The organism is Psychrobacter sp. NPDC078501 (assembly GCF_044900935.1).
Lineage (GTDB): Bacteria > Pseudomonadota > Gammaproteobacteria > Pseudomonadales > Moraxellaceae > Psychrobacter.
This window is the reverse complement of record NZ_JBJDOS010000007.1, coordinates 86588-112110: the sequence shown is the minus strand read 5'-3', so window position 1 is coordinate 112110 and position 25523 is coordinate 86588. Positions and strand designations below refer to the sequence as shown.

25 protein-coding genes and 1 tRNA gene are annotated in these 25523 nt (G+C 43.1%); 13 read left to right on the top strand and 13 right to left on the bottom strand.

Going from position 1 to position 25523, the window contains the following annotated elements; all coding sequences use genetic code 11:
• The first annotated feature begins 354 nt into the window (after positions 1-354).
• Both ACI2IW_RS11655 and ACI2IW_RS11650 read left to right on the top strand, forming a co-directional pair.
• Positions 355-522, top strand: a complete 168-nt coding sequence (locus tag ACI2IW_RS11655) for a hypothetical protein (RefSeq protein ID WP_404693736.1) — start codon at positions 355-357, stop codon at positions 520-522.
• Between the two features lie 102 nt (positions 523-624).
• Positions 625-1602 carry a DUF1853 family protein gene (locus tag ACI2IW_RS11650; RefSeq protein WP_404693735.1) on the top strand — a complete coding sequence of 326 codons (978 nt, stop codon included), beginning with the start codon at positions 625-627 and terminating at the stop codon, positions 1600-1602.
• Between the two features lie 135 nt (positions 1603-1737).
• Here the strand turns inward: ACI2IW_RS11650 and ACI2IW_RS11645 are convergent, their stop codons facing one another.
• The 8 genes from ACI2IW_RS11645 to ACI2IW_RS11610 all read right to left on the bottom strand — a co-directional run bounded on the left by ACI2IW_RS11645 (position 1738) and on the right by ACI2IW_RS11610 (position 10865).
• Positions 1738-2319 carry a DUF2726 domain-containing protein gene (locus ACI2IW_RS11645; protein ID WP_404693734.1) on the bottom strand — a complete coding sequence of 194 codons (582 nt, stop codon included), beginning with the start codon at positions 2317-2319 and terminating at the stop codon, positions 1738-1740.
• A gap of 251 nt (positions 2320-2570) precedes the next feature.
• Entirely contained in the window at positions 2571-3776 is a 1206-nt protein-coding gene (locus tag ACI2IW_RS11640; protein WP_404693733.1) for a LysM peptidoglycan-binding domain-containing protein, read from the bottom strand.
• Positions 3777-4034: 258 nt separating this feature from the next.
• Positions 4035-5393 (bottom strand): bifunctional folylpolyglutamate synthase/dihydrofolate synthase, encoded by a 1359-nt coding sequence (locus ACI2IW_RS11635; protein WP_404693732.1) that lies wholly within the window; start codon positions 5391-5393, stop codon positions 4035-4037.
• A gap of 200 nt (positions 5394-5593) precedes the next feature.
• Positions 5594-6541 (bottom strand): acetyl-CoA carboxylase, carboxyltransferase subunit beta, encoded by a 948-nt coding sequence (accD, locus tag ACI2IW_RS11630; RefSeq protein ID WP_185156610.1) that lies wholly within the window; start codon positions 6539-6541, stop codon positions 5594-5596.
• Between the two features lie 398 nt (positions 6542-6939).
• Positions 6940-7764, bottom strand: coding sequence for a tryptophan synthase subunit alpha (gene trpA, locus ACI2IW_RS11625; protein WP_290178717.1), 825 nt, complete (start codon positions 7762-7764; stop codon positions 6940-6942).
• Positions 7765-7820: 56 nt separating this feature from the next.
• Positions 7821-8579, bottom strand: a complete 759-nt coding sequence (locus tag ACI2IW_RS11620) for a hypothetical protein (protein WP_404693731.1) — start codon at positions 8577-8579, stop codon at positions 7821-7823.
• A gap of 159 nt (positions 8580-8738) precedes the next feature.
• Positions 8739-10013 carry a tryptophan synthase subunit beta gene (gene trpB / locus ACI2IW_RS11615; RefSeq protein ID WP_404693730.1) on the bottom strand — a complete coding sequence of 425 codons (1275 nt, stop codon included), beginning with the start codon at positions 10011-10013 and terminating at the stop codon, positions 8739-8741.
• 150 nt (positions 10014-10163) lie between these two features.
• Entirely contained in the window at positions 10164-10865 is a 702-nt protein-coding gene (locus ACI2IW_RS11610) for a phosphoribosylanthranilate isomerase (protein ID WP_404693738.1), read from the bottom strand.
• 171 nt (positions 10866-11036) lie between these two features.
• Here ACI2IW_RS11610 and ACI2IW_RS11605 point away from each other — a divergent pair, with 171 nt between their 5' ends.
• On the top strand, positions 11037-12665 hold the full coding sequence (locus ACI2IW_RS11605) for a cryptochrome/photolyase family protein (protein WP_404693729.1): 1629 nt from the start codon (positions 11037-11039) through the stop codon (positions 12663-12665).
• 21 nt (positions 12666-12686) lie between these two features.
• Here ACI2IW_RS11605 and ACI2IW_RS11600 read toward each other — a convergent pair whose 3' ends face one another.
• On the bottom strand, positions 12687-13427 hold the full coding sequence (locus ACI2IW_RS11600; protein WP_404693728.1) for a DUF4230 domain-containing protein: 741 nt from the start codon (positions 13425-13427) through the stop codon (positions 12687-12689).
• Between the two features lie 593 nt (positions 13428-14020).
• Between ACI2IW_RS11600 and ACI2IW_RS11595 the strand changes: the two genes are divergently transcribed.
• Complete coding sequence (locus ACI2IW_RS11595) at positions 14021-15739, top strand: proline--tRNA ligase (protein ID WP_102093514.1); 1719 nt, start codon at positions 14021-14023, stop codon at positions 15737-15739.
• Positions 15740-15845: 106 nt separating this feature from the next.
• On the opposite strand, the gene queF is transcribed toward ACI2IW_RS11595, so the two are convergent.
• The 4 genes from queF to ACI2IW_RS11575 form a co-directional block, all read right to left on the bottom strand.
• Positions 15846-16733: an NADPH-dependent 7-cyano-7-deazaguanine reductase QueF gene (queF, locus tag ACI2IW_RS11590; protein ID WP_404693727.1), complete on the bottom strand. Its 888-nt coding sequence runs from the start codon at positions 16731-16733 to the stop codon at positions 15846-15848.
• Between the two features lie 68 nt (positions 16734-16801).
• Positions 16802-17575: an ABC transporter permease gene (locus ACI2IW_RS11585; RefSeq protein ID WP_404693737.1), complete on the bottom strand. Its 774-nt coding sequence runs from the start codon at positions 17573-17575 to the stop codon at positions 16802-16804.
• Positions 17576-17604: 29 nt separating this feature from the next.
• Positions 17605-18567 carry an ABC transporter ATP-binding protein gene (locus tag ACI2IW_RS11580; protein ID WP_404693726.1) on the bottom strand — a complete coding sequence of 321 codons (963 nt, stop codon included), beginning with the start codon at positions 18565-18567 and terminating at the stop codon, positions 17605-17607.
• Between the two features lie 317 nt (positions 18568-18884).
• Positions 18885-19541: a cytochrome c5 family protein gene (locus ACI2IW_RS11575; RefSeq protein WP_101204943.1), complete on the bottom strand. Its 657-nt coding sequence runs from the start codon at positions 19539-19541 to the stop codon at positions 18885-18887.
• A gap of 348 nt (positions 19542-19889) precedes the next feature.
• Here ACI2IW_RS11575 and ACI2IW_RS11570 point away from each other — a divergent pair.
• From ACI2IW_RS11570 to ACI2IW_RS11530, 9 genes are all read left to right on the top strand, one after another.
• Positions 19890-19966: transfer RNA gene (locus tag ACI2IW_RS11570), tRNA-Arg, on the top strand.
• A gap of 585 nt (positions 19967-20551) precedes the next feature.
• Positions 20552-20773, top strand: a complete 222-nt coding sequence (locus tag ACI2IW_RS11565) for a hypothetical protein (RefSeq protein ID WP_404693725.1) — start codon at positions 20552-20554, stop codon at positions 20771-20773.
• 83 nt (positions 20774-20856) lie between these two features.
• Positions 20857-21099, top strand: a complete 243-nt coding sequence (locus ACI2IW_RS11560; RefSeq protein ID WP_404693724.1) for a hypothetical protein — start codon at positions 20857-20859, stop codon at positions 21097-21099.
• A 755-nt stretch (positions 21100-21854) separates the two neighbouring features.
• Positions 21855-23033, top strand: a complete 1179-nt coding sequence (locus ACI2IW_RS11555; protein ID WP_404693723.1) for a replication initiation factor domain-containing protein — start codon at positions 21855-21857, stop codon at positions 23031-23033.
• Between the two features lie 11 nt (positions 23034-23044).
• Complete coding sequence (locus tag ACI2IW_RS11550; RefSeq protein WP_404693722.1) at positions 23045-23329, top strand: hypothetical protein; 285 nt, start codon at positions 23045-23047, stop codon at positions 23327-23329.
• An 11-nt stretch (positions 23330-23340) separates the two neighbouring features.
• Positions 23341-23523, top strand: a complete 183-nt coding sequence (locus ACI2IW_RS11545; protein WP_404693721.1) for a hypothetical protein — start codon at positions 23341-23343, stop codon at positions 23521-23523.
• Positions 23524-23533: 10 nt separating this feature from the next.
• A complete protein-coding gene (locus ACI2IW_RS11540) occupies positions 23534-23770 on the top strand; it encodes a major capsid protein (RefSeq protein WP_404693720.1) in 237 nt (78 codons plus the stop codon).
• Between the two features lie 150 nt (positions 23771-23920).
• Positions 23921-25102, top strand: a complete 1182-nt coding sequence (locus ACI2IW_RS11535) for a virulence factor TspB C-terminal domain-related protein (protein WP_404693719.1) — start codon at positions 23921-23923, stop codon at positions 25100-25102.
• Positions 25103-25238: 136 nt separating this feature from the next.
• A complete protein-coding gene (locus ACI2IW_RS11530) occupies positions 25239-25523 on the top strand; it encodes a DUF2523 family protein (protein WP_404693718.1) in 285 nt (94 codons plus the stop codon).

Sequence of the window (25523 nt, the reverse complement as noted above, 5' to 3'; positions counted from 1 at the left end):
TTGTGCTCGAAAATCTGCTGAGTAGGTCATCTTTTATATTTCTCTTTGCTTGGTTTAAAAGCATTGTACCTTTTCTATTTTGGACTGACTATAGCTACTTTGCTTAAACTTGCAAGTTATGACAAACAAGACTTAGAAAACCCTCACGGTAATATCAACAAAGAAATCATAGCTAAAGCCGAGGGTTTAGGTTTAACTTTAGGTAAAGACTTCATTGCAAAATGGCTAAAGAAAGCTGATGAAGTTCTATAGAACTTTGCCATTTTCTATATAGAACTATCGAACGACCTTACTTCATAAACTAGCAACCATAAGCCGCAGCAATCAAGTTACGGTAAATATGGAGCTAGACACATGAAACAGAAAGTTCACATCCCAACTAAGCCACAAGAAAAGTCATCTCAATATCAGCCTGAATGGCAACTCTCTCTACTTAAAATAGTACTCAGTATCCTATTAGCCTACCTGCTGTCACCGCCTGATATCAGCTTTCATATTTATCACATTAATATTATATTTTAGCGCCAACAAACTGAGCACTGCCCTAGCGGATACTCGTGTCCTATAGACTTTTATAGAGCGAGCCGTTAGTGTAAATGCTACACCTTTACACTGGTTTATCCTATGTCCGAGCCTGTCAATCAGCCCACATCTACCCGCCTCATAGATAATGCCCCTTGGGAACGTTACCGCCGACCCTATGTGCGCGATTTGGCTTATGTGTTGGCATGCCCTAATGTTTTGACGCAGTGGCTAGACTTTGCACCGCGTCAAAACACCCATACGGTTGACGTACATAGCGCACAATTTTGGCAGACGCAACTTGAGGCGTATGAGAAGCGATTAGCAGAGCTAGACACCACTGCCGCCTATCAAGAGCTGACCCGTTATTTACTCAAACGCCCTAGCCCCAATCGACTGGGATTTCATTTTGAAGGCTTACTGTCATTTTGGTTAGAGGATGGATTTGCGTGCAAGCTACATCCGTATGAGACACTGGCTAGCAATGTGCAGCTCTATAATGGCAAGCAGACGACTGGTGAGCTGGATTTGATTTTGTATAACCATGCAGAACAGCTGGTTGAACATTGGGAGCTAGCGATTAAGTTTTTTATGGGGTCAGCACCTTTTGAACCTATGAACTGGGTTGGGATTAATTCCAATGATAATCTACAGCGCAAAATGACACACATGCAAACCAAGCAGTTCCAAGCGGTGTGGGTAGATACAGAAAATCATGAACAGGTAAAAATTGATAAGCGTTATGGTGTGATCAAAGGGCGATTCTTTTTGCCGATTAACACAGCTGGTTGCGGTGATTATGACTGGCCATATTGGCTAACGCCGAGCTTTCCGATGCATGAATGGTGTGATAAAAGAGACATGGCAGGTCTTGCAACGATTGACAATACAGCTTTACGAGCCGCGCATTATATTGAATGGTTCACCAAGCGCGACTTTTATGATGAGCGAAATGCTTATGATAGTCTCCATCTGCCGATAGTTTGGTCAGATAGCGAGCTACCTAAAACAGGTTTATATTTTGAAGGTAATCGACCAATCGTCATTTATCCAAGGCAATCAGACCAGCACAATGAGTAAATTCAGCTAACCTAAACTTTTAAAATAAAACTGCTTGGATAATGTTTTAGCCTTAACAATCGGACAGCTTTCACATAATGCTTAATATAGTCAAGTCTATATAAATCCGCTACAGCGTCATCCTCGCTAAGCATATTAATGTATAACTTGCACTCGGTTTCCTTGTATCGAAATTATATTGAACTGACTATAACTCTCAATCACTTGCATTAGCTCATATCTAAGCATATCGGCACTCGGCATACGCTCAGCATGGAAGCGCACCATCGCAATACCTGCACTGGCAAGCGCTTTGTCTTTTTTGTCATCCGCTTTTTGGCGGGCTTTGCTACTATGCGTCCAGTCATCAAGCTCGATAGCCACCAATGTGGTCTGAGCATCGACATCCACAATCACATAGTCAACGCTCTGGCGGCAAATACGATTAAACCAAAAGCTACGCTCTGATGTCTCACTACTATTGGCTTCAATGATCCGTGACATCTGTACTTGGACAAATATATGATACTCCGGCAGCGCATTTTTTAACTTATTAAAAAATATCACTTCCGTATCGGTCATAATTGGCATCGGCGCAAATGGCCAAATAGCCAACTCATCACCGCGCACAGGTTTTGGATCAGGCTCAACGACAGGGCGCTTTGCTAATAGCTTCGGTAACGTAATCAGACCCAAAAACCCAACGGCCAATATTAAAAATATAACACCAAACGACATGGTTCTACCTTATACAATATGAGAGTGATGGGCTACTTGTCATTATTAATAGCAATGAACAATGCACCGACCACGACAAGGCAACCTATATAGGCTGACAGGTTATACAACAACGGATTATAAAAATGGCGCTCATCTTAACTAAGGCTACGCCAATCAGCAATCTATAAAACAAAAAACACGACAGTATTTGTCGTGTTTTTATATAAAGTAGATAAAAGCCAAATCGAGACCGTTAGAAACGCTTTAGCTTAACGCCAGTAAAGCACCCAAGCGCTGGTCGTATTTACTTTAGGGTCACTATTGATTTTATCTTTTAGTGCCAATGCTGCGACTTTACCACGTTCAGGCCCAACCACAACACGGACACCGCGACTGGTCGCACTGGTCTTGACTTGATAACCTGCTGCTCGGAACTTTTTCGCTAACTCATCGGCTTTGGCTTGGTCATTTGCTAGAGCCACTTGTACCCCAAAGCTACCTTTAGCGTCTGTTTCTTTGACTTCTTTACGCGCTTCACTCAGTTTTTGCTGCGCTTCACGTTTTGCATCGGCAGATTTCTTCGCCAGCGCTTCTTCTTGCTGGCGCTTCTTCTCACGCGCTTGTTCAGCGGCAGCCGCTTCACGCTCTAAACGTTGTACCTGTTTGCTCGATGGGATGGTGATACTTTGACCCAATTGTAGCGCTGCCGATGGCGATAGGTTGTTGGCTTGAGCCAATACTTCTACAGGCATATTGTATTGTCTTGCCAGTTTGATCAGTCCATCACCTTTCTTAATCTGGTATTCAGAAGGCGATTTCGGTGGCTCGTTTTTAGCCGCTTCCGCTGCTTCTCTTTTTCTCTCAGCCGCTGCTTGGGCTTCAGCCTGCTTTTTTGCTTCGGCTATTTTCTCTGCCTCCGCTTGTTTTTTGCTCTCGGCAAGTTTTTTTGCAGCCGCTTGCTCTTTTATAGCCGCTTGCCTTTGAGCTTCTTGTTGCTCTTGAGCCGCTTTTTGCTTCTCGGCTTCGCTAGACTTTGTAGTATCAGTAGTAGACTGACTCTCAGTACGAGGCTGAACGGTCAGATCTGTAGTAACGTCTTTTGTAGCCTCTGTATTGGTAGTTTCATCAGTAGCTGGCGCACTATTATCAACATATTGCTGGCTCTCAGCACGTGCCTTAGCCAATGCTTCTGCTTCAGCAATCTCCTGCTCTGTCAAAAACTCTTTTGCACGTTTTTCTTGCTCTGCGACACGGGCTGCACGTTCTTTTTGCTTTTGCGCAAGGATACGTTTTTCTGTCTCGATATCAGTGGTGAGCGGCTGCGGAGACTCTTGCTCCGAGCTTGATTTGTCAACCATCGCTGACATTGGCTCTGGTTGGTCACTATCGCCAATCTGCTGCACCATGGCATATAGCATCACGCTACCGCCGATAATCATCCCAATGCCCAATAAGGCTTGTCTCGAAAAGTTCATCCGTTTACGTCTCTTAGTTGGTAATAAGGTTGATTGAGCGGTGCAGCGACTATCTCAAAGCAGTATATCCAATCGCTTTAATCATGATCTCTTACCGCCAGTTACTGTCAGTTAATGCCATCAGGGTTCAAAATTTGTGCCGACCATCTTCTACTGGTCTGGCAAATCATTTTGATTATAAAGCATATTTTTCATGCTGTCTGCCATCAGGCTATGACTAAGATTAACATTAAACAGGCACTATTTTAACTTAAATTATCATACGCTAAGGGCACTTAACGCTTCCCCGATCGTATGAAACGAGCCACATACGACGATAAGGTCTTGCGGCTGGCTCGCCTCTATCACTGCATGGGTAGCTATATGCAGACCATCAAACGCATATATATTGGTGCTATCGACATATTTAACCAATACACCTTGCAGCTGCTCAGTAGTCGCGGCACGAGGATAATCAATCTCAGCGATAAACCAGTCACTAATCGGTAAGCCTGCTTGGGTTAAGCGCTGCACAACCTTATCAATATCTTTATCACCTAACATAGAAAATAGCATTTTTATCTTTGGTGTAGGGATATCCGCTGAGCTATCTTGATTACTTTGCTTGGCTACATGCTGCTGCCAAAACGGTGATAGCTGGGCTAATAAGAACTCAACGCCTTGCTCATTATGCGCCACATCAAATAACCAATGGCGGCTATGGTTCTCACGATAATCGAAGCGACCTGCCAGTTTGACAGTTTGTAGTGCTTGCTCAATCGCATTGATACCCACATCTAATGGACTTGCTAATACTGCTGATAATGCATTGGTCGTGTTAGTTAACGATAACGCAGGACGTGGTAACTGCAAGGTAACCGCCGCATTACTGTATTGCCAAGTCGTTGAATCAATATCGCGGTAGCTAAAATCTTGTCCTATTTGATAGCAAGTTGCCTGCTGGGTATCGATGGATTTTTGCACGCTGGCTGGCATCTCAGTAGCACCATAAATCAGAGGAATGCCGTTGCGCAAGATACCTGCTTTTTCGCGGCCAATATCCTCGACATTGTCACCCAACCAGTCAACATGATCGATGCCGATATTGGTAATGACTGCCATGTCAGGATCAATAATATTGACCACATCTAGGCGGCCACCTAACCCTACTTCTAATACCCACACGTCACAGTCTGCCTCAGCGAATATCAATAGCGCCGCTAGTGTAGTCATCTCAAAGAAAGACAACGTCAACTCACACTGTAAACGCGCTGCCTCTACTTTGCTAAAGGCCTCAATCAGCGTCTGGTCGCTGACCATCTCGCCATTGATACGTACACGCTCATTGAAGGCGCTAAGATGTGGCGACTGATATAGCGCCGTCTTGTACCCTGCGGCTTTACACATTTCGGCAATGACAGCAGTTGTAGAGCCTTTGCCATTGGTACCTGCCACAGTAAATACATAAGCGTCATCTTTAGCTGACTGCACCACACCTAACGCTTCTGCAACAGGCAATACACGTGACAATCCCATATCGATTGCAGATACATGAATCTGCTGCATATAATCGAGCCATTCAGTTAGGCTAGCACTTTCATTAGGACTATGGGCGTTGGGGCTGCGAAGGTCAGACATGGATAAAACCTATATAAAATTTAATAAGAGATAAAAATATATGTGCTAGCTAAAACCAAAAATAGCACTTACCGTGCAATGACGATAAATGCTATTAGAGGGTCTTGCATATGCAGTAGATGTTAGCACGCAGCTAAGTCATTATGCACTCAATAAATGATTCATTATACTGAGTCATTTACCTTATCGAGCATCTCATTTTACTGAGCATCTACATTTGGTACGCGGCATAGTTTTGCAAGCAGACGATAAATCGTATCGATTAGCTGATGACGATGTACTACTTCATCCACCACACCATGCTCTAATAAGAACTCAGCGCGCTGGAATGGCTCTTCTAGCGTCTCGCGTACAGTCTGCTCGATTACACGCTTGCCCGCAAATCCTATCATCGCTTTTGGCTCTGCTAAATGAATATCACCAAGCATCGCAAGGGATGCGGTCACGCCGCCATAAACAGGATTGGTCAATACCACAATATAAGGAATCCCAGCGATTCTTAGACGCTCAATCGCTGCTGCCGTGCGTGCCATTTGCATCAACGATAGCAGGCCTTCTTGCATACGTGCACCACCAGAGGCAGCAAAGCAAACCAAAGGTACTTTTTGCTCTAGCGCTTTTTCAGCTGCTTGAACGAAACGATCGCCAACGACTGAACCCATTGACCCGCCCATAAAGCGGAAGTCAAAAGCACAGGCGACGATATCAAGGTTACGCAGTTTGCCATACATAGCAACCAGCGCTTCAGACTCACCTGTCTTTTCTTGTGCTTCGCTCATACGTGCAGGATAGGGCTTACTGTCCACAAAGCTCAATGGATCTTTTGCCGTGAACTCTTGACCTGTCTCGCCATCTACTTGGTCAAGCAACCAATTCAAGCGCTCACGAGCACTCATCGGTAAATGATGATCGCAGTGTGGACACACATAACAGTTAAAAATCAGTGCTGTGTTGGTAATCATCGAATGACAATTGCTACACTTAGTTGACGGTTCAGTCTCTACCGCAGACAGTGGCGCAGTCAAATGCTGCTTGATACCTGGGATAGGACGGTTAAACCATGACTGCCTATCCGTATTGCTGTTTGGCGCGGCTTTAGTGGTATTGTTATCGGGTTTTGTTATTGTATCAGTCATATTATTTGCCATCATAAAAGGCTTATTGACAAGTTTGCTCATTCGCTTGTCATTGAGAGTTTAATGGTTGTCTAAACAAAACGTCTAACACAGTCATAACATGAGCAGTCATGCGACATACTGATAAATAAATCTCGTATGTCGGTAATTTGATTATGCGCTTGTTGATAGATAATGTATTTGCCAATCAAAATGACGAATAAACCACTGCTATCAGACACCATATAATAGTGATGTTAGTTTACACTCGTAAACTAATTTTAGCAAAGTCATTTAGTATTGTCTTCACGTAAAGCTTTTAAGTAAAGTCTTAAGGTAAACATTAGCTTCAATTTGATTTTGCCGTTTCAAATAACTATTTCTTCAAATAACTACTTCTTCAAGTAACAACAATATGAAAGCAATAGCTATTAAGCGCTTAAGCTGTCTAACGCTTCACGTAGCTCATCCATTTTTGCCATGATGTTCTGCTGTGCATTTGCAACTGCAGCGGTATCGTTGGCATCAATATCGGCAAAATTCTGTACCAAGGCACTACCGACGATAACGCCATCTGCATGAGTACCGATCGCTTTTGCAGAAGCACCATCACGGATACCAAAGCCGACGCATACTGGTAGGTCTGTTTCTGCTTTGATTGCTTTAACTTGCGTGGCAACGTCATCAGTATCCAGTGTGGCTGAACCAGTCACACCTTTTAGTGATACATAATAAATATAGCCACCACAATGAGTCAATACTTGCTCACGGCGCTCAGGCAACGTCGTTGGCGATAGCAAGAAAATCTCATTCATCGAATGATCAGTCAAATGCTGCGTAAAGCTACCCGCCTCTGCTGGTGGCAAATCTACCATCAATAAACCATCAACACCTGACTGCTCACATAGCGCCACAAAGTTGTCATAACCGATGATTTCAACAGGATTGAGATAACCCATTAGGATAATTGGCGTTTGCGTATCTGTTTGACGGAACTCTGCAACCATCTTTAATGCATCACGAGTACTCGTACCTGCTGCTAATGCACGCTCACCAGCCAACGCTACAGTTGGGCCATCGGCCATTGGATCAGAGAATGGTAAACCGACTTCGATCATATCGGCGCCGTGTTTCACTAAGTCGTGCAACAGACCTACCGTAGTGGTCGGATTAGGATCGCCTGCCATGACATAAGGAATCAAGGCTTTTTTATTTTGTGATTTTAAGGTTTCAAAGGTACTTTCAATTCTGGTCATAGTGTTCTCTTATAATTTTGTTAAATAAATTTTTAGCTTATATAAGTTTATTGTTACTAGCCAATATCCATTAAATTATCATGGTTATCTTGCGACAAATATTTAATATCATCAGTTCTTTGCTTATGAAAAGTATTCATAATATTTAGAATTTCACGCTGCTCTATGTAGTATAGACCGTTTAAAACATTGTACCTCTCGCACAGTGGAATATTTTTATTAAATATTAGACCTTGCACCCTGTTCCCTCGGTTTTTCATCTTTCTACTATATATTTCTGTGTAATCTATCCAAAAACCAATAGTGCTTCCTTGAATTCGGTTAAGATAAAATGCTTCAACGTCATCATAATTTATAACTTTATCGTGCTGAAAATTTTTATTAGCTATATAAAACTGAGACGTCAATTGGATATTATCTTTATTGATTATAAGTATGGGGATATGCTTCCAAGTCCATTTTCTAGCAATCCATGGATTTGGAACGACAAAACCTTTTTGGGCACGATGCAACCAATATATCATCAGAAATAAAAACAACATGGGTATAGCTAAAAGAGACCAAAGCCCAAGAATATTTCTTAAAATTTCATCAATTGTCGTAACCGTATAACCTGTCGAAAACTCCCAAACGGCCATAAAGACATAAATCACTGACCATACAGTGACAACTATAAAGAAACCATAACTCTGCCAAAAACTGACACTTTCAGTAGGCACACCCACACTTATTGTGACTGGCGCTGTTAGCACTGCTTGGTCTGGATACTTGCCCAACTGGCTAGGCTTACTCGGTATTAAGCGGTTCAAACTCATGAAGGTATACTATCGATAATTAAAAAATAGCTAGCAATATTGATAACTACTCTACTCTATAGAGTAGTTATCAATTAGCGTATTGAGATTTATGATACCTAATCGATTTAATACGCTGCTAAACTTTCTTATACAACCATCTAAACTACTCTATTCTTACTACATCTCAATCCCTTCTGCTTTCATCACTGAATGCAGATCCTTGTCACCGCGGCCTGACATATTAACGATAATCGTCTGATCAGGCGTCATGGTTTTAGCTAGTTTCAATGCATAAGCGACAGCATGAGCAGTTTCAAGCGCAGGGATAATACCTTCTTTACGAGTTGCCTCATGGAAGCCTTCTAACGCTTCTTTATCCGTACAGCCAACATATTCAACACGCTTCATGTCTTTTAAGAAGCTATGCTCCGGACCAACACCAGGATAATCAAGACCTGCTGAGATAGAATGTGTCTCTTGAATCTGACCATCATCATCTGCCATCAGGTAAGTACGGTTACCGTGCAGTACACCGATACGACCAGCTGCTAGTGGCGCTGAATGGCGACCTGTTTCGATACCATCGCCTGTTGCCTCAACACCGTACATTTTAACGTCAGTATCGTTTAGGAAATCAAAGAACAAACCTATCGCATTTGAGCCACCACCGACACACGCAACCAAGGCATCAGGCATTTTGCCTGTTTTTTCTAAATGCTGAATGCGCGCTTCTTTACCAATGATCGCTTGGAAGTCACGAACCAATAGCGGATAAGGATGGGGACCTGCAACCGTACCAATGATGTAATACGTGCTATCAACGTTAGTGACCCAGTCGCGCATCGCTTCGTTCATGGCGTCTTTGAGCGTACGTGAGCCAGAGGTCACTGGCACTACTGTTGCGCCAAGCAGACGCATACGATAGACGTTCATCTTTTGGCGCTCGACATCGTCCGCACCCATGTAGACGATACACTCTAGCCCTAAGCGTGCAGCAATCGTTGCCGTCGCGACACCATGCTGTCCTGCGCCAGTCTCAGCGATGATACGTTTTTTGCCACACATTTTGGCAAGCAGTGCTTGTCCGATAGTGTTATTTACTTTATGCGCGCCTGTATGGTTTAGATCTTCACGTTTGAAATAAATTTGCGCACCGCCAATCTCATCGCTCAAACGCTTAGCATGATACAGCGGCGTTGGACGACCGACATAATTGACCAAATCATTGTGATACTCTTCCCAGAATGCTGGGTCTGCTTTGACTTTGGTATAAAGCGTTTCTAGCTCTTCTAGAGCAGCCATTAGCGTCTCAGAGACAAAACGCCCCCCATGTACACCAAAATGACCGCGCGCATCAGGATACTGGTTGAAGTCCTGTACATTTTCAGGATTGGTAAAAGTGTTTACAGACTGTGCGGTAGCAGATAAATCTTTGTTCTCGACATGACTCATGATAATTCCTACTGTAATAAGTGGTATTTTTTAGATAAATAGAGAGAAAATAATAAAAGGGACAATAATCTAATAAGATTTAAGCAGAAAAATCGGAATAACGATCAACTAAGCAGATTATGTATGAAAAATAGCCTGATACAAACCCACTTAGATAACGCCAGTGACCGTAGCGTTTTGCCATCGATCGCGCTTGACTGCTTTCATAAAGGCACGCATTTTGGCAGCGTCCTTTTTACCTTTATCAACTTCAATACCACCGCTCACATCGACGCCATAGATAGGCAAATCTAACGTAGCGGCAACATTATCGGCATCGAGACCACCTGCCAATATGATCGGCAGTGCACTGTCATGAGGAATGAGACTCCAGTCAAAACGCTGCCCTGTACCGCCGTATGCATCTTGATGATAGGCATCAAGTAAAATACTACTGGCACCTGCAGTCGCAAATTGAGCAATTTGGGCACGAACGCTATCGAGGGTGTCTTGCTCTGTATTGATACGCAATGCTTTGATCCAGCGCTTATTGACCATACCTGCCAGCTGTTGGCACTGCTCAGGCGTTTCATCACCATGGAACTGGATAACATCAAAAGAGACGTTGTTTGCTAACTTAATCAGCTCATCTTTGGGCATATTAACTACCAAGGCCACCACGCTGACAAAAGCAGGTACAGCAGCGCTCAGGATTTGCGCTTGCTCTATCGTGACTGCACGTGGACTTGGTGGATAAAACACCAAACCCACTGCATCTGCACCTAGCTGTGCCGCAGTCTGTATATCACTAAGCTGAGTAAACCCGCAAAACTTAACGTGCATTTTGTGACCTTGCGTTTCATGGTACTGAATATGACACCGATTATAGCGGCATCAGATAGGTTCAAGCTAAAGATAAATCGTTAGATGTGATGAGGTTTTGTTAACCAAACGGCAAAGCCATTGCATCCAAAAACTTATCCTAGCATACTTTTATCCTTAGTTTTGTTTATGATTGCGATTGATTAATATAGGGATACTTTAATGTCTAAGACTGCACAGACAGCTGCTAATAATACTGATACTGATACTGACGACAATGCTACTAGCAAAAATCCACCGCATTACTTGATGTGGTTTCGTCGTGACCTACGTATCCATGACAATACCGCTTTAGCAGCGCTTTGTGAACGTGCAAAGGAAGACAACGCCTCAGTGTCTGCCGTATTCTTTTTGACGTCTGAGCAGTGGCAAGCGCACGATACGTCTCTTGTACAAGTCGATCACATTGCTCGCACGCTACCTATTTTAGCAAAGGAATTGCAATCAAAACTGAACATCACTTTAACAGTACAGCTCTGTCCAAGCTTTGCTGACTGTATAGATGCGCTCATGACCTTATGCAATGACAATGAAATCAGCTGCATCATGGCCAATAACGAGTACGAAGGTAATGAGATTGATCGTGATGAGGCATTGAGTGAGCAGCTTGCAAAAGACGATATCGAGTTCGTCCGCTGGCATGACCAATGCATTTTGCCACCGCAAAGCATTACGACCAATGATAGCGATAGTATGTATAAGGTCTTCACCCCATTTTATAAAAAATGGCGACATACGTTGGACGTCAGCACCATCCAAATGCATGAAGCATCCGCAATGGATAGCGATTATAAAATCAAACTACCATCATCGCAAACGTTTGCCAATACAATCGACGATATCAAATCACTAAGTGAGAAAATGCTCAGTGACTATCAGCAGACATTAGAGAAGAACGACTCCTTGCAACATATCGATATAATAGCTCAGCTTGACCAAGCAAGAGATGCTTATCCTGCAGGTGAGTCTGCCGCTTGCCAGCGTCTAGAAGCATTCGTCGATGATGATATCAATGATTACGATGTAAGCCGTGATGTCCCCCACTTGCACGCAACCAGTCAGCTATCGGCTTACCTCACCATAGGCTCTATCAGTCCTAGATTCTGCTATCTACAGGCGATCAAAGCACAAGAGAAGCTACACGGCAATGACGGCGATAACGAAGACATCAATCGCTGGATAAGTGAGCTTGCGTGGCGAGACTTTTATCGCCATGTGCTAGTAGAAAAACCAAACCTGATTCGTCATAAGGCTTATAAAGAAGATACCGATAATAAGGTTAATTGGTCATATGACAACGATGATTTTGAGACATGGTGCACAGGCATGACAGGCGTGCCGCTCGTAGATGCAGCAATGCGCTGTTTAAATGCGACAGGGTTTATGCATAATCGTCTGCGCATGGTAACAGCGATGTTTTTGACCAAAGACTTGCTGATTGATTGGCGCTTGGGTGAGCGCTACTTTATGCAGCAACTGATAGATGGCGATTTTGCCTCCAATAACGGCGGCTGGCAATGGAGCGCGTCGACAGGTACTGACTCAGCGCCCTACTTCCGTATTATGAACCCCTTTAGCCAAGCCAATACGCATGATCCTAAAGCTCTGTTTATTAAAACTTGGCTACCAGAGTTAAAGGACATTCCTAACAGTATCTTGCACAACGAAGATAAGATGCGTAAAGAGCTGGCAAAAGGTGGTAAGTTTGCCGATGTCGACTATCCTGCGCCAATGGTCGAGCATAAATCGGCACGCAAGCTAGCTATTGCTGAGTTTAAAAAAGAGGCTTAATTTTAGAAAATAACTAGCAGACTAGCCATTGGTAGTGACTGGCAATTGACACGCGCCTGCACCCTGAGTGGTAACCGTCACTACCGCTCCTGTGAGTGCAAATAGCTGCTGCAACTGCGTTTGCGCATTTTGCAGTGCCATATTCATAACATCACCTCGGCAGGCACGCTCAAGCACTTCTTTTTTTGCCATGGTCTGTGCTTGTGCCAATATCTTAGGATCAACTTGCATCATACCAAAAGCCCCTGCCTGCCAATCATAAATCTCAATATCATCTAGATATACTGAAAATATCTCTGTAGGCGGCAAAGTAATATTGATTTGCGGCATAGTAGCAGCTGGTGAGTTAGGGTCAGCTACTTGCTCTTCGTCTGCATTAGCTTGAGCAGGTTGCACCACTTGTACCATCTCAGGTGTCAAAGCACTCAGATCAACGCCTGCCTCTACGCGACCATGAGCGATAAACAATGCTTTTTGCTCATCCTGCCATAGTTTCATCCAGCTCCCGGGTCGCTCGCTCGTAATCACTGTATCGACACTGAATGCGACGGTATGTAAGCGATTTAACTGCTGAATTTGCGTAACCACCCCTTCGCGAGTAATAGTTTCTATTGGCGCTTCTTCTGGTTTGTTTTGCGCGCTATAAATAGCAAAGACAATCGCTACTAAGCCAATGAGTAATATCACCCACGACATTGTCGCAATAGGACGTTTCTCAGGCTTTTGAGTGGCTTTAGCGTTATTCATATCAGGATTATCCATAGAAGCTACCTTTATAATGTTGCATCGTTTGGTAAGGCTAAAAGCGTTGTAAAAACGGAACAGATGCTTATTCTATAAATGCGACTATTGTGCAGTAACTTCAAGTAATGGCTACCATTCCTCTACATAACTTTATGCATAAACCTCTACGCAATCATCTTAATAAACTGTCTCTAAAATAAGCAGTGCTTTCGCTATAAAATCATATGAATAGCTCAATTATTTATCCCTTATTGAAGCCTTTGCGTCACGTTCGGTCTGAAAAGACAAAAAGTCATTGCGTCTTAGGCGAACTTTACCTAACATAGTCAGATTGTATGAATAAAATGTCAGTCTTAAAGCATTTATCAGGGTTTTGACCTGAATATATTGCATTTTTGGCATATTGATACATCAAATCAAATTTGCCTCTCTTTTATGAGAGTGGTTTTTACTGATGTGCTTTGTATATAAGCAGGTTGGTAACTAGGAAATACCCTAGATTATTGCTAAGTGATAAAGGTAAGCTTGCGGCGGCAATGAAACGATTAGCCATACGCTCAACATCCTACTATTTCTTATTTTTTTATCGTTGATAAGGTTACGCTTTATTTATGAAAGCCAGTCAATTTTTATTTGCCACACTAAAAGAAACCCCAAGTGATGCCGACATCGCCTCAAGCCAATTGATGGTGCGTGCTGGTCTTATCCGTAAGATTGCTTCTGGATTGTATATTTGGTTGCCTATGGGTCTGCGCGTCTTGCAAAAGGTCGAACGTATTGTTCGTGAAGAGATGCAAAACGTCGGTGCACAAGAAGTGCTAATGCCGATGACTCAGCCTGCTGAGCTTTGGCAAACGACCGGACGTTTTGATGATTATGGTCCTGAGCTATTACGCTTCAAAGACCGTCATGATCGCGACTTTGTACTTGGTCCCACGCACGAAGAAGTCATCACCAATCTAGCACAAGGTGAGCTACGTAGTTATAAACAACTACCGATTACTTTCTTTCAGATTCAAGGTAAATTCCGTGATGAGATTCGTCCACGCTTCGGTGTGATGCGCGCCCGTGAATTCACCATGAAAGATGCTTACTCTTTCCATGTGGATCAAGCCTCATTGGCCAAGACTTACCATGATATGTATGACGCTTATACACGCATCTTTACCCGCTTGGGCTTAGATTTCCGTGCGGTACAAGCAGATACAGGCTCTATCGGTGGTTTTGCTTCACATGAGTTCCATGTATTGGCAGATAGCGGCGAAGACGATATTGCGTTTTCGGACTCATCTGACTATGCAGCCAACGTAGAGCTAGCAGAATCTGTCAGCACCGCTGAGCGTCAACCACCAAAAATGGAGCGTGAAGACGTTCTGACCGAAGGCATGACCAGCTGTAAAATGGTTGCTGAACACTTGGACATCCCGTTAGAAACGACGGTTAAAACCTTGATCGTTCATGGTCATACTGAGAACGATGAGCCGCAGCTGATTGCTATCGTATTGCGCGGCGACCACCAGCTCAACACTATCAAAGCTGAGAAAATCGAAGAAGCCAATGTACCATTGACATTAGCATCTGACGAAGAACTAAAAGCGGCAGGCCTACATAAAGGTTATATCGGTGTTAATTTAGATATGCCTGTGTTTGTTGATCGTTCAGCAGCGGCGTTATCAGATTTTGTTTGCGGTGCGAACGAAGTGAACAAACATACTATCGGTATGAACTGGGCACGTGATACTCGTATTACTCGCATCGTTGATGTTCGCAATGTACAAGAAGGCGACCCGTCTCCTGATGGTAAAGGCAGCCTAAAAATCAAACGCGGTATCGAAGTCGGTCATATCTTCCAGCTGGGTGATAAATACTCACAAGCGATGAACTGTACAGTTTCTGGCGAAGATGGCAAACCTGTCACCTTGATGATGGGCTGTTATGGTATTGGCGTTAGCCGTATCATTGCCGCTGCTATCGAGCAGAACAATGATGAAAACGGCATCATGTGGCCAAAAACACCAACGGTTGATGATTCAATCGCTCCTTTTGAAGTCGCCATCATCCCGATGAAGTCTAAAGAAGAGACGGTCATGCAGACGGCAACCGCCCTGTATGAAGAGTTGAAAGCTCAAGGCATCAACGTGCTATTAGACGATCGTAACGAGCGCCCAGGCGTTAAGTTTGCTGATCTTGAGTTGATTGGTATACCGCATCGTATCGTCGTCTCTGATCGCAACTTGGCGGAAGACAAGTATGAGTACGTCAATCGCCGTGAAGCCGAAAAACAAATGCTAAGCCGTGAAGAAGTTATGGCAAAAGTAAGCGGTAAATAGTCTTGTAATTAAAGACTATATAACAAAAAGCGCCTATCTCACATGATGAGATAGGCGCTTTTTTATTGGCTTAAAAACTACTTAACATTGTATTTTTATGGAGAACTTACTGGCGGATTAAACGGCTTGGCGTAGGCAATAGACTGATATCACTAACACGGCAAGGATTGATATCGATACCACCGCGGCGCGTATACCACGCCCGTACCATTAGCTCGCTTGGCTGATAGTACTGGCTCAAGTCAGCAAATATCTGCTCGACACACTGCTCATGGAAGCCATTGTGCTGACGGAAGCTCAATATATAACGCAGCATATTTGCATTATTAAAAGGCTTATCAGTCGTAATCGATACGGCCAACGTACCCCAATCTGGTTGATTGGTCACTGGACAATTACTACGCAGTAGATTGGAATAAAAGGTATACTGCTGCGTACCATCATTTACCATGCTGTCACTACTCGCCTCTATTTCTTCGCTAGCACTTAGCAATGACGCATCAGGATGTTCAGTTAACGCAACTTTGTCCGTATTGCCTGCTAGTGCCTCATCAATACAAACACCCTCAGGCTGAGCAATCAATAACGCTGTTTCGTTACCATTTATGTCATCGTTTAAACCAAATAACGCTACCTGTACATCTGTTTGCAAACAATCTGACAAGTCTTTCGCAATCAATACTTGTACGTCATTCCAACTGGCAAACTCGGTAAAATTAATACTATTCAAATATAGCTTAAGCGATTTTGACTCCACGATAAATGGTGAGCTAGCAGGAATACTAAAGCGTGCAATCGCCACTTGCGAGATACCTTGCGGATTTAACCAAGATATCTCAAAGGCCTGCCACCAATCGATACCGACGGCTAACTTGTCGTCTTGCCAACCAATCGCATCACGTCCCATGCTACGCGCAATCGGATATAGCGTCTCTGGGCTATACTCAGTTGGATAGTCTGTGGTTTGCTCGCCCAAGATACCGTGAATACTCATCTGTCTTCCTAATGTTAAACCGTTTAAAATTTGCTCTAAATAATAATATGCTTAGCGAATAATACACACTATAAACGCACGCGCGAACCGTTACTGAGCAAGCGATAAGCGATGGTATAAAATATCGCACAGAACACAAAAATAGCCGCCATCGAATACCAAACATTGACATCAGAGTAGCCAAGAATACCGTAACGGAAAGAGTTAACCATATAAACGATAGGATTCAGTAGCGAGATATTCTGCCAAAATGGCGATAAATTCTCCATCGAATAAAACACACCGCCAAGATAGGTCAATGGCGTCAGTACAAAGCTTGGGATAATAGAGATATCATCAAACGAGCGTGCAAATACCGCATTGATAAAGCCGCCTAATGAAAACAAGATAGACGTGCCAAGTACTGTAAATACAGTGACAAATAAATGCTCAATACCCAGATCAGTAAAGAACAGCGCCACTATCGAGACAATCACACCGATAGCCAGTCCACGGAAGATACCACCACTGATATAACCCATTAAAATAGCATGCTTGGATACTGGCGATACTAGAAGCTCTTCGATACTAGACGTGAACTTAGCACTAAAGAAGCTTGAGACCACGTTAGAATAACTGTTGGTAATAATCGACATCATGATCAAACCAGGCACAATAAACTGCATGTATGGCACACCGCCCATCTCACCCACACGCGAACCAATCATTTTACCAAAGATAACGAAGTACAAGCTCATCGTGATGACTGGTGGTAGTAATGTCTGCGGCCAGATGCGCAGGATACGGCGCACTTCTTTGAACCAGATAGTACGAAACGCAACCCACTTTTTACTCAGTGACATCGTTTTATTATGATCGACCATCTCCTGTCTCATAGTCCCGCCTCCTTCATACTATTTGCACTTTCAATATTTTTGTCGACCAAACGCATAAACAACTCTTCTAGACGGTTGGCTTTATTACGCATACTGCCGACTTTGATGCCTTTATCGGATAACTGATCAAAGACACCATTTAATGACTCGCCTTCTGTCAAGGTAACTTCTAGCGTTTGCTCATCTGGTTGCGAGACCCCGGTGACTCCTGTCAGAGCCAACTGCTCAGTGAGCGGCGTATCCAAATCAAATACAAACGTCTCTACCGACAACTGCGCCAGTAGCTCTTTCATTTCTGTATTAATACGAATCTCGCCGTGATCCAAGATCGCAATGCGTTTACATAATTGCTCAGCTTCTTCGAGATAATGAGTCGTCAGAATAATAGTGGTGTTCTCCTCAATATTAATCTGCTGCATAAATTCCCACATCGAGCGACGAAGCTCGATATCGACACCCGCCGTTGGCTCATCCAGAATCAATAGCTTTGGCTTATGAATTAATGCACGGGCAATCATCAAACGGCGTTTCATACCACCAGATAGCTCACGTGATTTACTGTCGCGTTTATCCCATAATCCTAGCGCGGTTAACAGTCTCTTTGCTCGTGGTTTGGCTTCTTTTGCCGGAATACCAAAATAACCCGCTTGCGTAATCAAGATATCTTCGACTTTTTCGAACATATTAAAGTTAAATTCTTGCGGTACAACACCAAGGTATTGCTTGGCAATCGAAGGGTTCTCTAATAGATCTGTGCCGAAAATATGGACGCTACCGGTGGTTGGCTTAAACAATGAGCTAATAATGCCAATCATAGTAGATTTACCTGCGCCGTTTGGCCCAAGTAATGCAAAGAATCCACCTTGTGGTACCGTTAAATCAACCCCTTTTAATGCCGAAAACCCATTGTCGTAGGTCTTGGATAGGTTTTTTATGGAGAGTGCTGGTGCATCAGACATGAAGACCTCTTTATTTGTTATCAATTTATACAAAATGCGATTTTAGAATAATAGGCCGTGTTGAACATTCGACTATCATTAGTATATAGGCAAGAGCCGTATAAGAATGTTCAACACACTCTACTATCTAAAGGTGACAATGTACGGTAATAAACGAACTAATCTCATAAAATGAGGCTACTCATGACGAATTTCAACTGCCTTATATTCGAAGTACCATATTAATAATACTCATCATGAAAAAGCGCCTATCTCATCACTGAAATAGGCGCTTTATAGATAACTATCGTAAAAGCTTGGAAGATAATCAATAAAGATTAGCTTGCTTCTGCGACCATATAATCTACGGCATTTTGAACTTCTTCATCAGGAATATCAGCGCCACCTTTAGCAGGCATCGCATTGAAACCGTTGATAGCATGGGTATATAGCGTATCTTTACCCTTTGCGATACGTGGGCCCCAAGCGCCAGCATCACCAAAAATAGGAGAGCCTAGCAAGCCTGCAGTATGGCAAGTATGACATACAGCATTATATACCGCTTTACCGTCACGAGGACCGTCGCCAGCAGCTGGGCCAGATGAGCGTGCCGTTACATCACAAGCTTCACCATCTTCAAAACAGATATTGGCAACAGGCTGGATACGCGCAATCAGATTAGGATACAAAGCAATTAGCTTCTGTACTTGCGGCGTATCTTGTGGAATTGGCTCTTCATCAGCGGCAGGCGCTGCAGCGGCAGTTTCTTCGCCTTCTGCTGGAGCGGCTTCGTCAGTGGGCGCAGCACCATCTGTCGTATCTGCAGCAGCTTGGGTATCGTCACCTAGCGTTTCAGGAGCAGCTTCTACGACCTCTTGGCCTTCTGCTACGTCTGACGCAGTTACAGGAGTGTCTACAACATCTTCAGCTTGGCTCACCGCGATACTAGCGATTCCTAGAATGGCAGCTGCCGATAACATAACTACTTTTCTCATTCGTCACGTTCTCTTATTACGTATACAAGGACTAGCACGGCTCGGACATTCTGTCCTCCTTTGACGACCTCTAAGTCTTCAATAGCAGACAGCCATCCCGCGTGCCAGCGCACTTGCAATCGGTGATTATAAATATGAATTCTCCCCAACATTATAAGGGAAAAGGCAGGTAAATTGCCATGCTTGTTTAATGACTTGGCTGTTTTTTCTTAAAAAACCTCAATCGCGACTGTCATTTATTGGCTTTATGCTTTTTATTTGTTAGACTAAGCGGTCTTTATTTCTAGACACCTTATGCTAATTATCATGCGCATCTAAGCGTGACAGTCAGACATATCGTTATCATATGCGCTCGTAGCTCAGTTGGATAGAGTATCGGTCTCCGAAGCCGAGGGTCGTGGGTTCGATTCCCGCCGAGCGCACCAATAATCCGCATTATCTTTATCTACCTCTGTCATCACTTCGTAAAATGCATTTTCAGGCTCAACCCTTGCTAGTTCTGCTATCTGGAATATCTCAAAAGGTGTTGGTTTTGTCTTTCCTTTCTTCCAGTCGCTAAATTTAGTTTCAGATATAGCTAATTTTTTAGCTATTGCCTTTTGTGTTTTCTCATAAAATTTAGCTCGTGCTATGAGTATTTCTAATTTCATGGTGTTCTCCTATGCTTGCTTAATCTGAATAATTCCAATATTATCTGAGTTGTTCCAATTAATCATATATTTGTTAATTCAATCTTACACTATTCTGGAGTGTCAACTATGTATCAATTATATAAAAGTCTTTCTGAGTCCGTCCAGCCTATCTCTGATAGTCCTGTTGAGGTCTTAACCCTTTGTCCCTGTCCTCCAGAAACTTCCGAGCATATCCCTGATACGGATAAGGCAGAAGTGGACGGGGACTCCTTTTTTTCTGAACCAAAATGTCAATGTGGCCAACCTTGGGTTATTGGTGACTTCATCTGTAGCCATTGTGGTTTTAAATCAGATATGTCGTTTTAGGGAGTCTTTGTTATGAACTATCAACATTTCTATGACATGAATATCTTGGTTTCTGATCCAATGGTTCGAGCCATACAAGAAAATCAGCTATCACTAATTATCTTTGCTCTCTTTACCTTCTACCTTTTAATGTTCCTTCACTACTTTATTTTCTCTGTAATTGCTCGCTTTATTTTAATTCGTCGTCATCGTCGTGTTGCTTCCTCCAATAGCAACGTTAAGGCTTTACTTTAAAGGTCGAATTATTAATCAGTGATAACAGTCTTTTTCGTTATCACTTATTAATGATTGACCCAGCAACCGAAGGGCGGTAGCTCATGATTTTTTATCCAACTGAAATAGAGTTTCAACAAGCAGCTATCAACTTTACCGCTCGTTTAATCTCTGAGCGTGCAAGCTCTGTTATTGCCACTGGTAATGTTGCCGACATTGGAGAGGAAAGTTTGGAGTATCTCGAATATGTTGCTGCTGATAATAAATTATCTGCTGTCATGATTTCAGCATATTTAGACATTATCCGCACTGAAAACGAAAGCATCAGAACTTTTTTCGATAAATGAAAATCGTGTATTCATTATTAGCCTGTTCCCCGAAAGCGTGAGCACACAACGTAATGAGAATTGAGGGTTTTTCTAGAAGTTAAAAGGAACGATAAGGAACGAAGGAAACAAGACCGTATGACGCAGCGACTTGGTAAGTCTCCAGCCTGTTGATACACCTTGTTGATATACCTTGTTGATACACCTTGTTGATAACTGGACGTAACGTATTCTGGCAAGTGTTCCGACTCTGCACTGACGTGAGACAAGAAACGTTGATGTGAAAAGAAATGAGTAAAGCGCCAATGCTGACAGTGACAAGGGAACGAAGGCAAGCAAGGAAGAATGAAGGCGCGCGCGTATTGGAACTTGTGGAAAGGAGCGCGCGCCAATTGATGACGCAGTGAGGCAAGCAACCGCGAAGCAGTCACATTAAGTGGCGCAATGTAGTGTAGCGAGACTTTAGCAGTAGAACCAAAAGAAAGACAAAGGAAGGCTTGTTGTTGAAGGCTTTTAAGTACAGTTATCAACACGGTTATCACCACGGTTATCAACACGGTTATCACCAGACTGGTAGCGCAACCAACAAGCAAGGAATGAAAGGCGACTTGACGTAGTGACTGGTAGTGTATTGCAAACTGGCAGAAATACCGGAGAGTCGATTGAAGGCAGTGGCGGAGCGATGAGGGAAACCACTGTGCAACACTAGACGTATAAATCGTGGGAACGAAAAAACCCCCATTTGTAACACGGGGGTAACGAGACGGATATTTGACATGAAAACGACACTTGATTATAGAAAACAGATTTCTGCCATTGCATCTAAGCAAGAACTTACTGTTCGCACCTCTAAGGGCGTTGAATTAATCCCTATACGTATGCCAGTAGGCCAAGAACAAGTAATCATTGATGCTGTCAACTTCGTCACTCACGTTGAAACCTACGGCGAAATGGAAGGCGTTCTTAATGATACAGAAATGCCAGAATCTGAAAAACTGGAATTAATCAAAGAATTTATCTTTGAGATATCAACTGTCCTATCTGACATTTTCGGCTCTGACTTCTCAAACGTCACCTATAACGGTAAAGGCATTCACTTTTATAAATACGGCTTCACCATTGGAAGCAATGATGCAAAGCTCGGAACTATTGGCATTGGTGGGCAATCTAACACAGTGCTAATCATGGTCACTGGTGTGGGCTGCCAATACGCTGATAACTATTGGGAACATAACCTATATAACTTTTTAAGAGATCCAAACACTATCAACCCAAAATTAACACGGATTGACTTAGCTCATGACGACTTTGAAGGCTCTTACTCATCGCCTGAAATAGCCGACACTGCTGACAGTCAAGGCATGTTTGCCCTTACCAACAAGCTGCCAACTGTTCAGCATTTAGGAGACTGGAAGCGCCCCACTGGTGCTGGTCGCACTCTCCAAATAGGCAAACGCGAAAACGGCAAATTATACCGTGGCTATGAAAAAGGCAAAAAGTTCGGTGATGTTGATAGTCCTTGGTTTAGAAGTGAAGTCGAATTTGGCACTGCTGGCAGACACCTGCCCTTTGAAATGCTAATCAGCCCTACTCAATATTTCGCTGGTGCATATCCTTACTGCTTGGAGCTTGTCGAACACGCAAAAGGCGACATATTTGACACTGTTAGCCGTATCCCTTGCACACAAAAGGAAGCCGAAATAAGCCTTAATAAATCTATAGAAATATGGAAGCGTCAAGCTGGTCGTTATATTGCTGCATATCGTGAACTGTTCGTTAAAAAAGACAGCAACGGCAACATAGTAAGTGATGACAGCATGATTCTTGACCTTCTCCAAACAGACAAAAAGGACTTCTATCCAAAACGTTTAAGAGTCCATGAAAAGTTTATCAAAAATCCGCCAAGTTATGCGCCGTGGTCGGACAATCATCAAAAGTGCGCTATACCATTCTAGGAGTATAACCCATGTTACAACAAGTCATTATCACTGGTGCTAAACGCTCAAAAGGCGAAATGGAAGGCCGTCCCTATGACAGTACCAAAATCTATGTTCAAACAAAAATGAACTCTGATTCAGGCGAAATGGTCGGCTTTGCTGGTGCTGAATACAATTGGGGTCTGTCTGACAATTTTGAAAAAATCAAAATGCTTAAATTTCCAATTCAAGCAAACATTGAAATGGAGATTGTTACATCAGGCAAAAACACAAAAATGATCGTTACTGACGTTCAGCCAATCGTTAACAAATAAAAGGATTTCCTATGTACGCTTGTCAAACTTTAGACGAAGCAAGCCAAACGTGCATGGAATGGGTAGTTATAGATTCTCCTGCGCCTATACTGCCCGATTTCACAATAGATGAATGGAATAGTTTAGCTGTCATCGTTGTGCTAATCATTGCAACTGCGTGGGGTTTTAGAGCCATTTCAGGCTTAATTAAATAAAGGTGTCATTATGACTAATTTACCTGCTGTAAAAGAAAAGAAAGTTGGTTTCGTAGCGAAAATTGCCACTGCTGCTGGTGTTATGGCTCTCTCTGCTGCTTCATTTGCTGAACCTTTAGCCATTGACGTAACAGACGTTGCAGCGTCTCTTACTGGTCTAATTGTTCCCGTTGGTGTTGTTGGTGCTGCCTATCTTGGCGTACGTGTTGCTATCCGTGGCTGGAAAGTCATTCGCGGTGTTGTGTAAGCAATCACTATCTAGTTTTACCATTTGTACCAGTGGGGGCGGTTACTCGCTCCCATTCTATTAACTAAAATGATTTAGGGGTGTAAAGATTATGTTAGTTAATATTATTCCTGCTTTGGTCTTTGTTGCTGCTTGTTGGCTGATTCTAAAATGAAAGCATATATTAAGCGTTTCTTCATCTTTGGCTTATCTGCAATATTAGTCATTGCTCCTGCTGCTGCTTACGCTACCACCTCCTTGGGCGGTTGGACTGCTACTGATACAGTAATTGCAGGTGCTACTACTACAATTAACGCTATTAAAAACGGTGCAAATGGTGCTTTAAAATCCGCTGTTACTGTTGCTCCTAGTGCCTCAAAAGTCGGTAAATTTCTTATTAAAGGCGGTGGTGCTGCTGCTCTCTTAATCGCTGTTCCTCAGTTGCTTGGTGAGGGTGTTGATTGGGTTCTTGACCCTGCCAATAATGGTATTTCCTATAATTCCCCTTCTGATGCTGGCGGTTTTCCTGTTCCTTCCCCTAACGAGTCATGGCAAGTTGCTAGTGCATCTTATCTTGGCAATTTTTCTACTGCTATTGCTGCCGCAAATGTTCTATGCTCTAGTAGCGGTTATACCTTAGATTATGTTGCTCCTAGTCAAGCTGTTTATTGCAAAGATTCTGCTGGTGCGTCTAATTATACGGGTGTAGTTATTATTGATTCTAAAGACCCTAGTGCCCCTTATGATGATGACGGTGATGGTTTTCTCCCCATAGACACGGTTGCCGCGCAAGTAATCAGTAATGCTGCTAGTGGTGAACCTGCTAGTCAAGACGCTGTAAAAGCTACCGCTTTAGAGGGTTTTGCTGCTGGTGAACATGACGCCGCCCTTGATGCTGCTTCCGAGCCTGATGTTGGTACAGAAAATCCACCTGATACTACTGATCCTGAAAATCCACCTTCGCCCACTGATCCAGCCGTTCCTTTTGATCCCAGTTCTATCATTGCAGCTATTAACGCATTGAAAGCTATGCTTGCTGGAATCATGAGCTCTATAACTGGACTATCTGACTTTGTTCAATCTTCTCCTGAAACGCCAACCGAATCGACTGACGTTGTTGTTGATGCCCCTATTGATGACTTTGAAACAGATAAAAACTATATAACGTTTTCTGGTTCTTGCCCTCCAAACTATAGCGCATCGTTGTCTATCATGGGTAATACAGTGCCTTTCTCTTTCGATTATGCCCCTATTTGTACTGTTATGGCTGCACTAAAGCCTTTTATAGTCGGGGCTGGTTACTTAACTGCTGCTTATATTATTGCTGGTTATAGTCGTGGCACTAATGGCTAGGCCTTTGTTTTTATGCACTGATTTTTTAAAGTACCTTAAACGAATAATAATATTAAAAGGGCTTTGTGATGCGCGACGCCCGCCCCACGGACGGACGTACGCGCAGCATGAAGCCCTTTAAATAGGAGTTATAACGATGGGCAAACTATTATACATAGTAGGTGGTTTCTTACTTCAAGGCTCTGTTAAAACTGCCCTTTTAGGTGCTGGTCTTGGTCTTGCTTCTGCTGTTGTCATGAAAACCGTATTGGAAAGATACATCAATCAGGCATTACAGCAAATGCAAGGTTTTGATGCTGTGGTTGCTTCTTTCTTGCACTTATCAGGTTTTGATATTGCGCTATCTGTTGTCATTGGAGCATTAATAGCTCGCGTCACTATGAACAGCATGAAACTCTCACTGATTAAAAAAGGGGTTTAA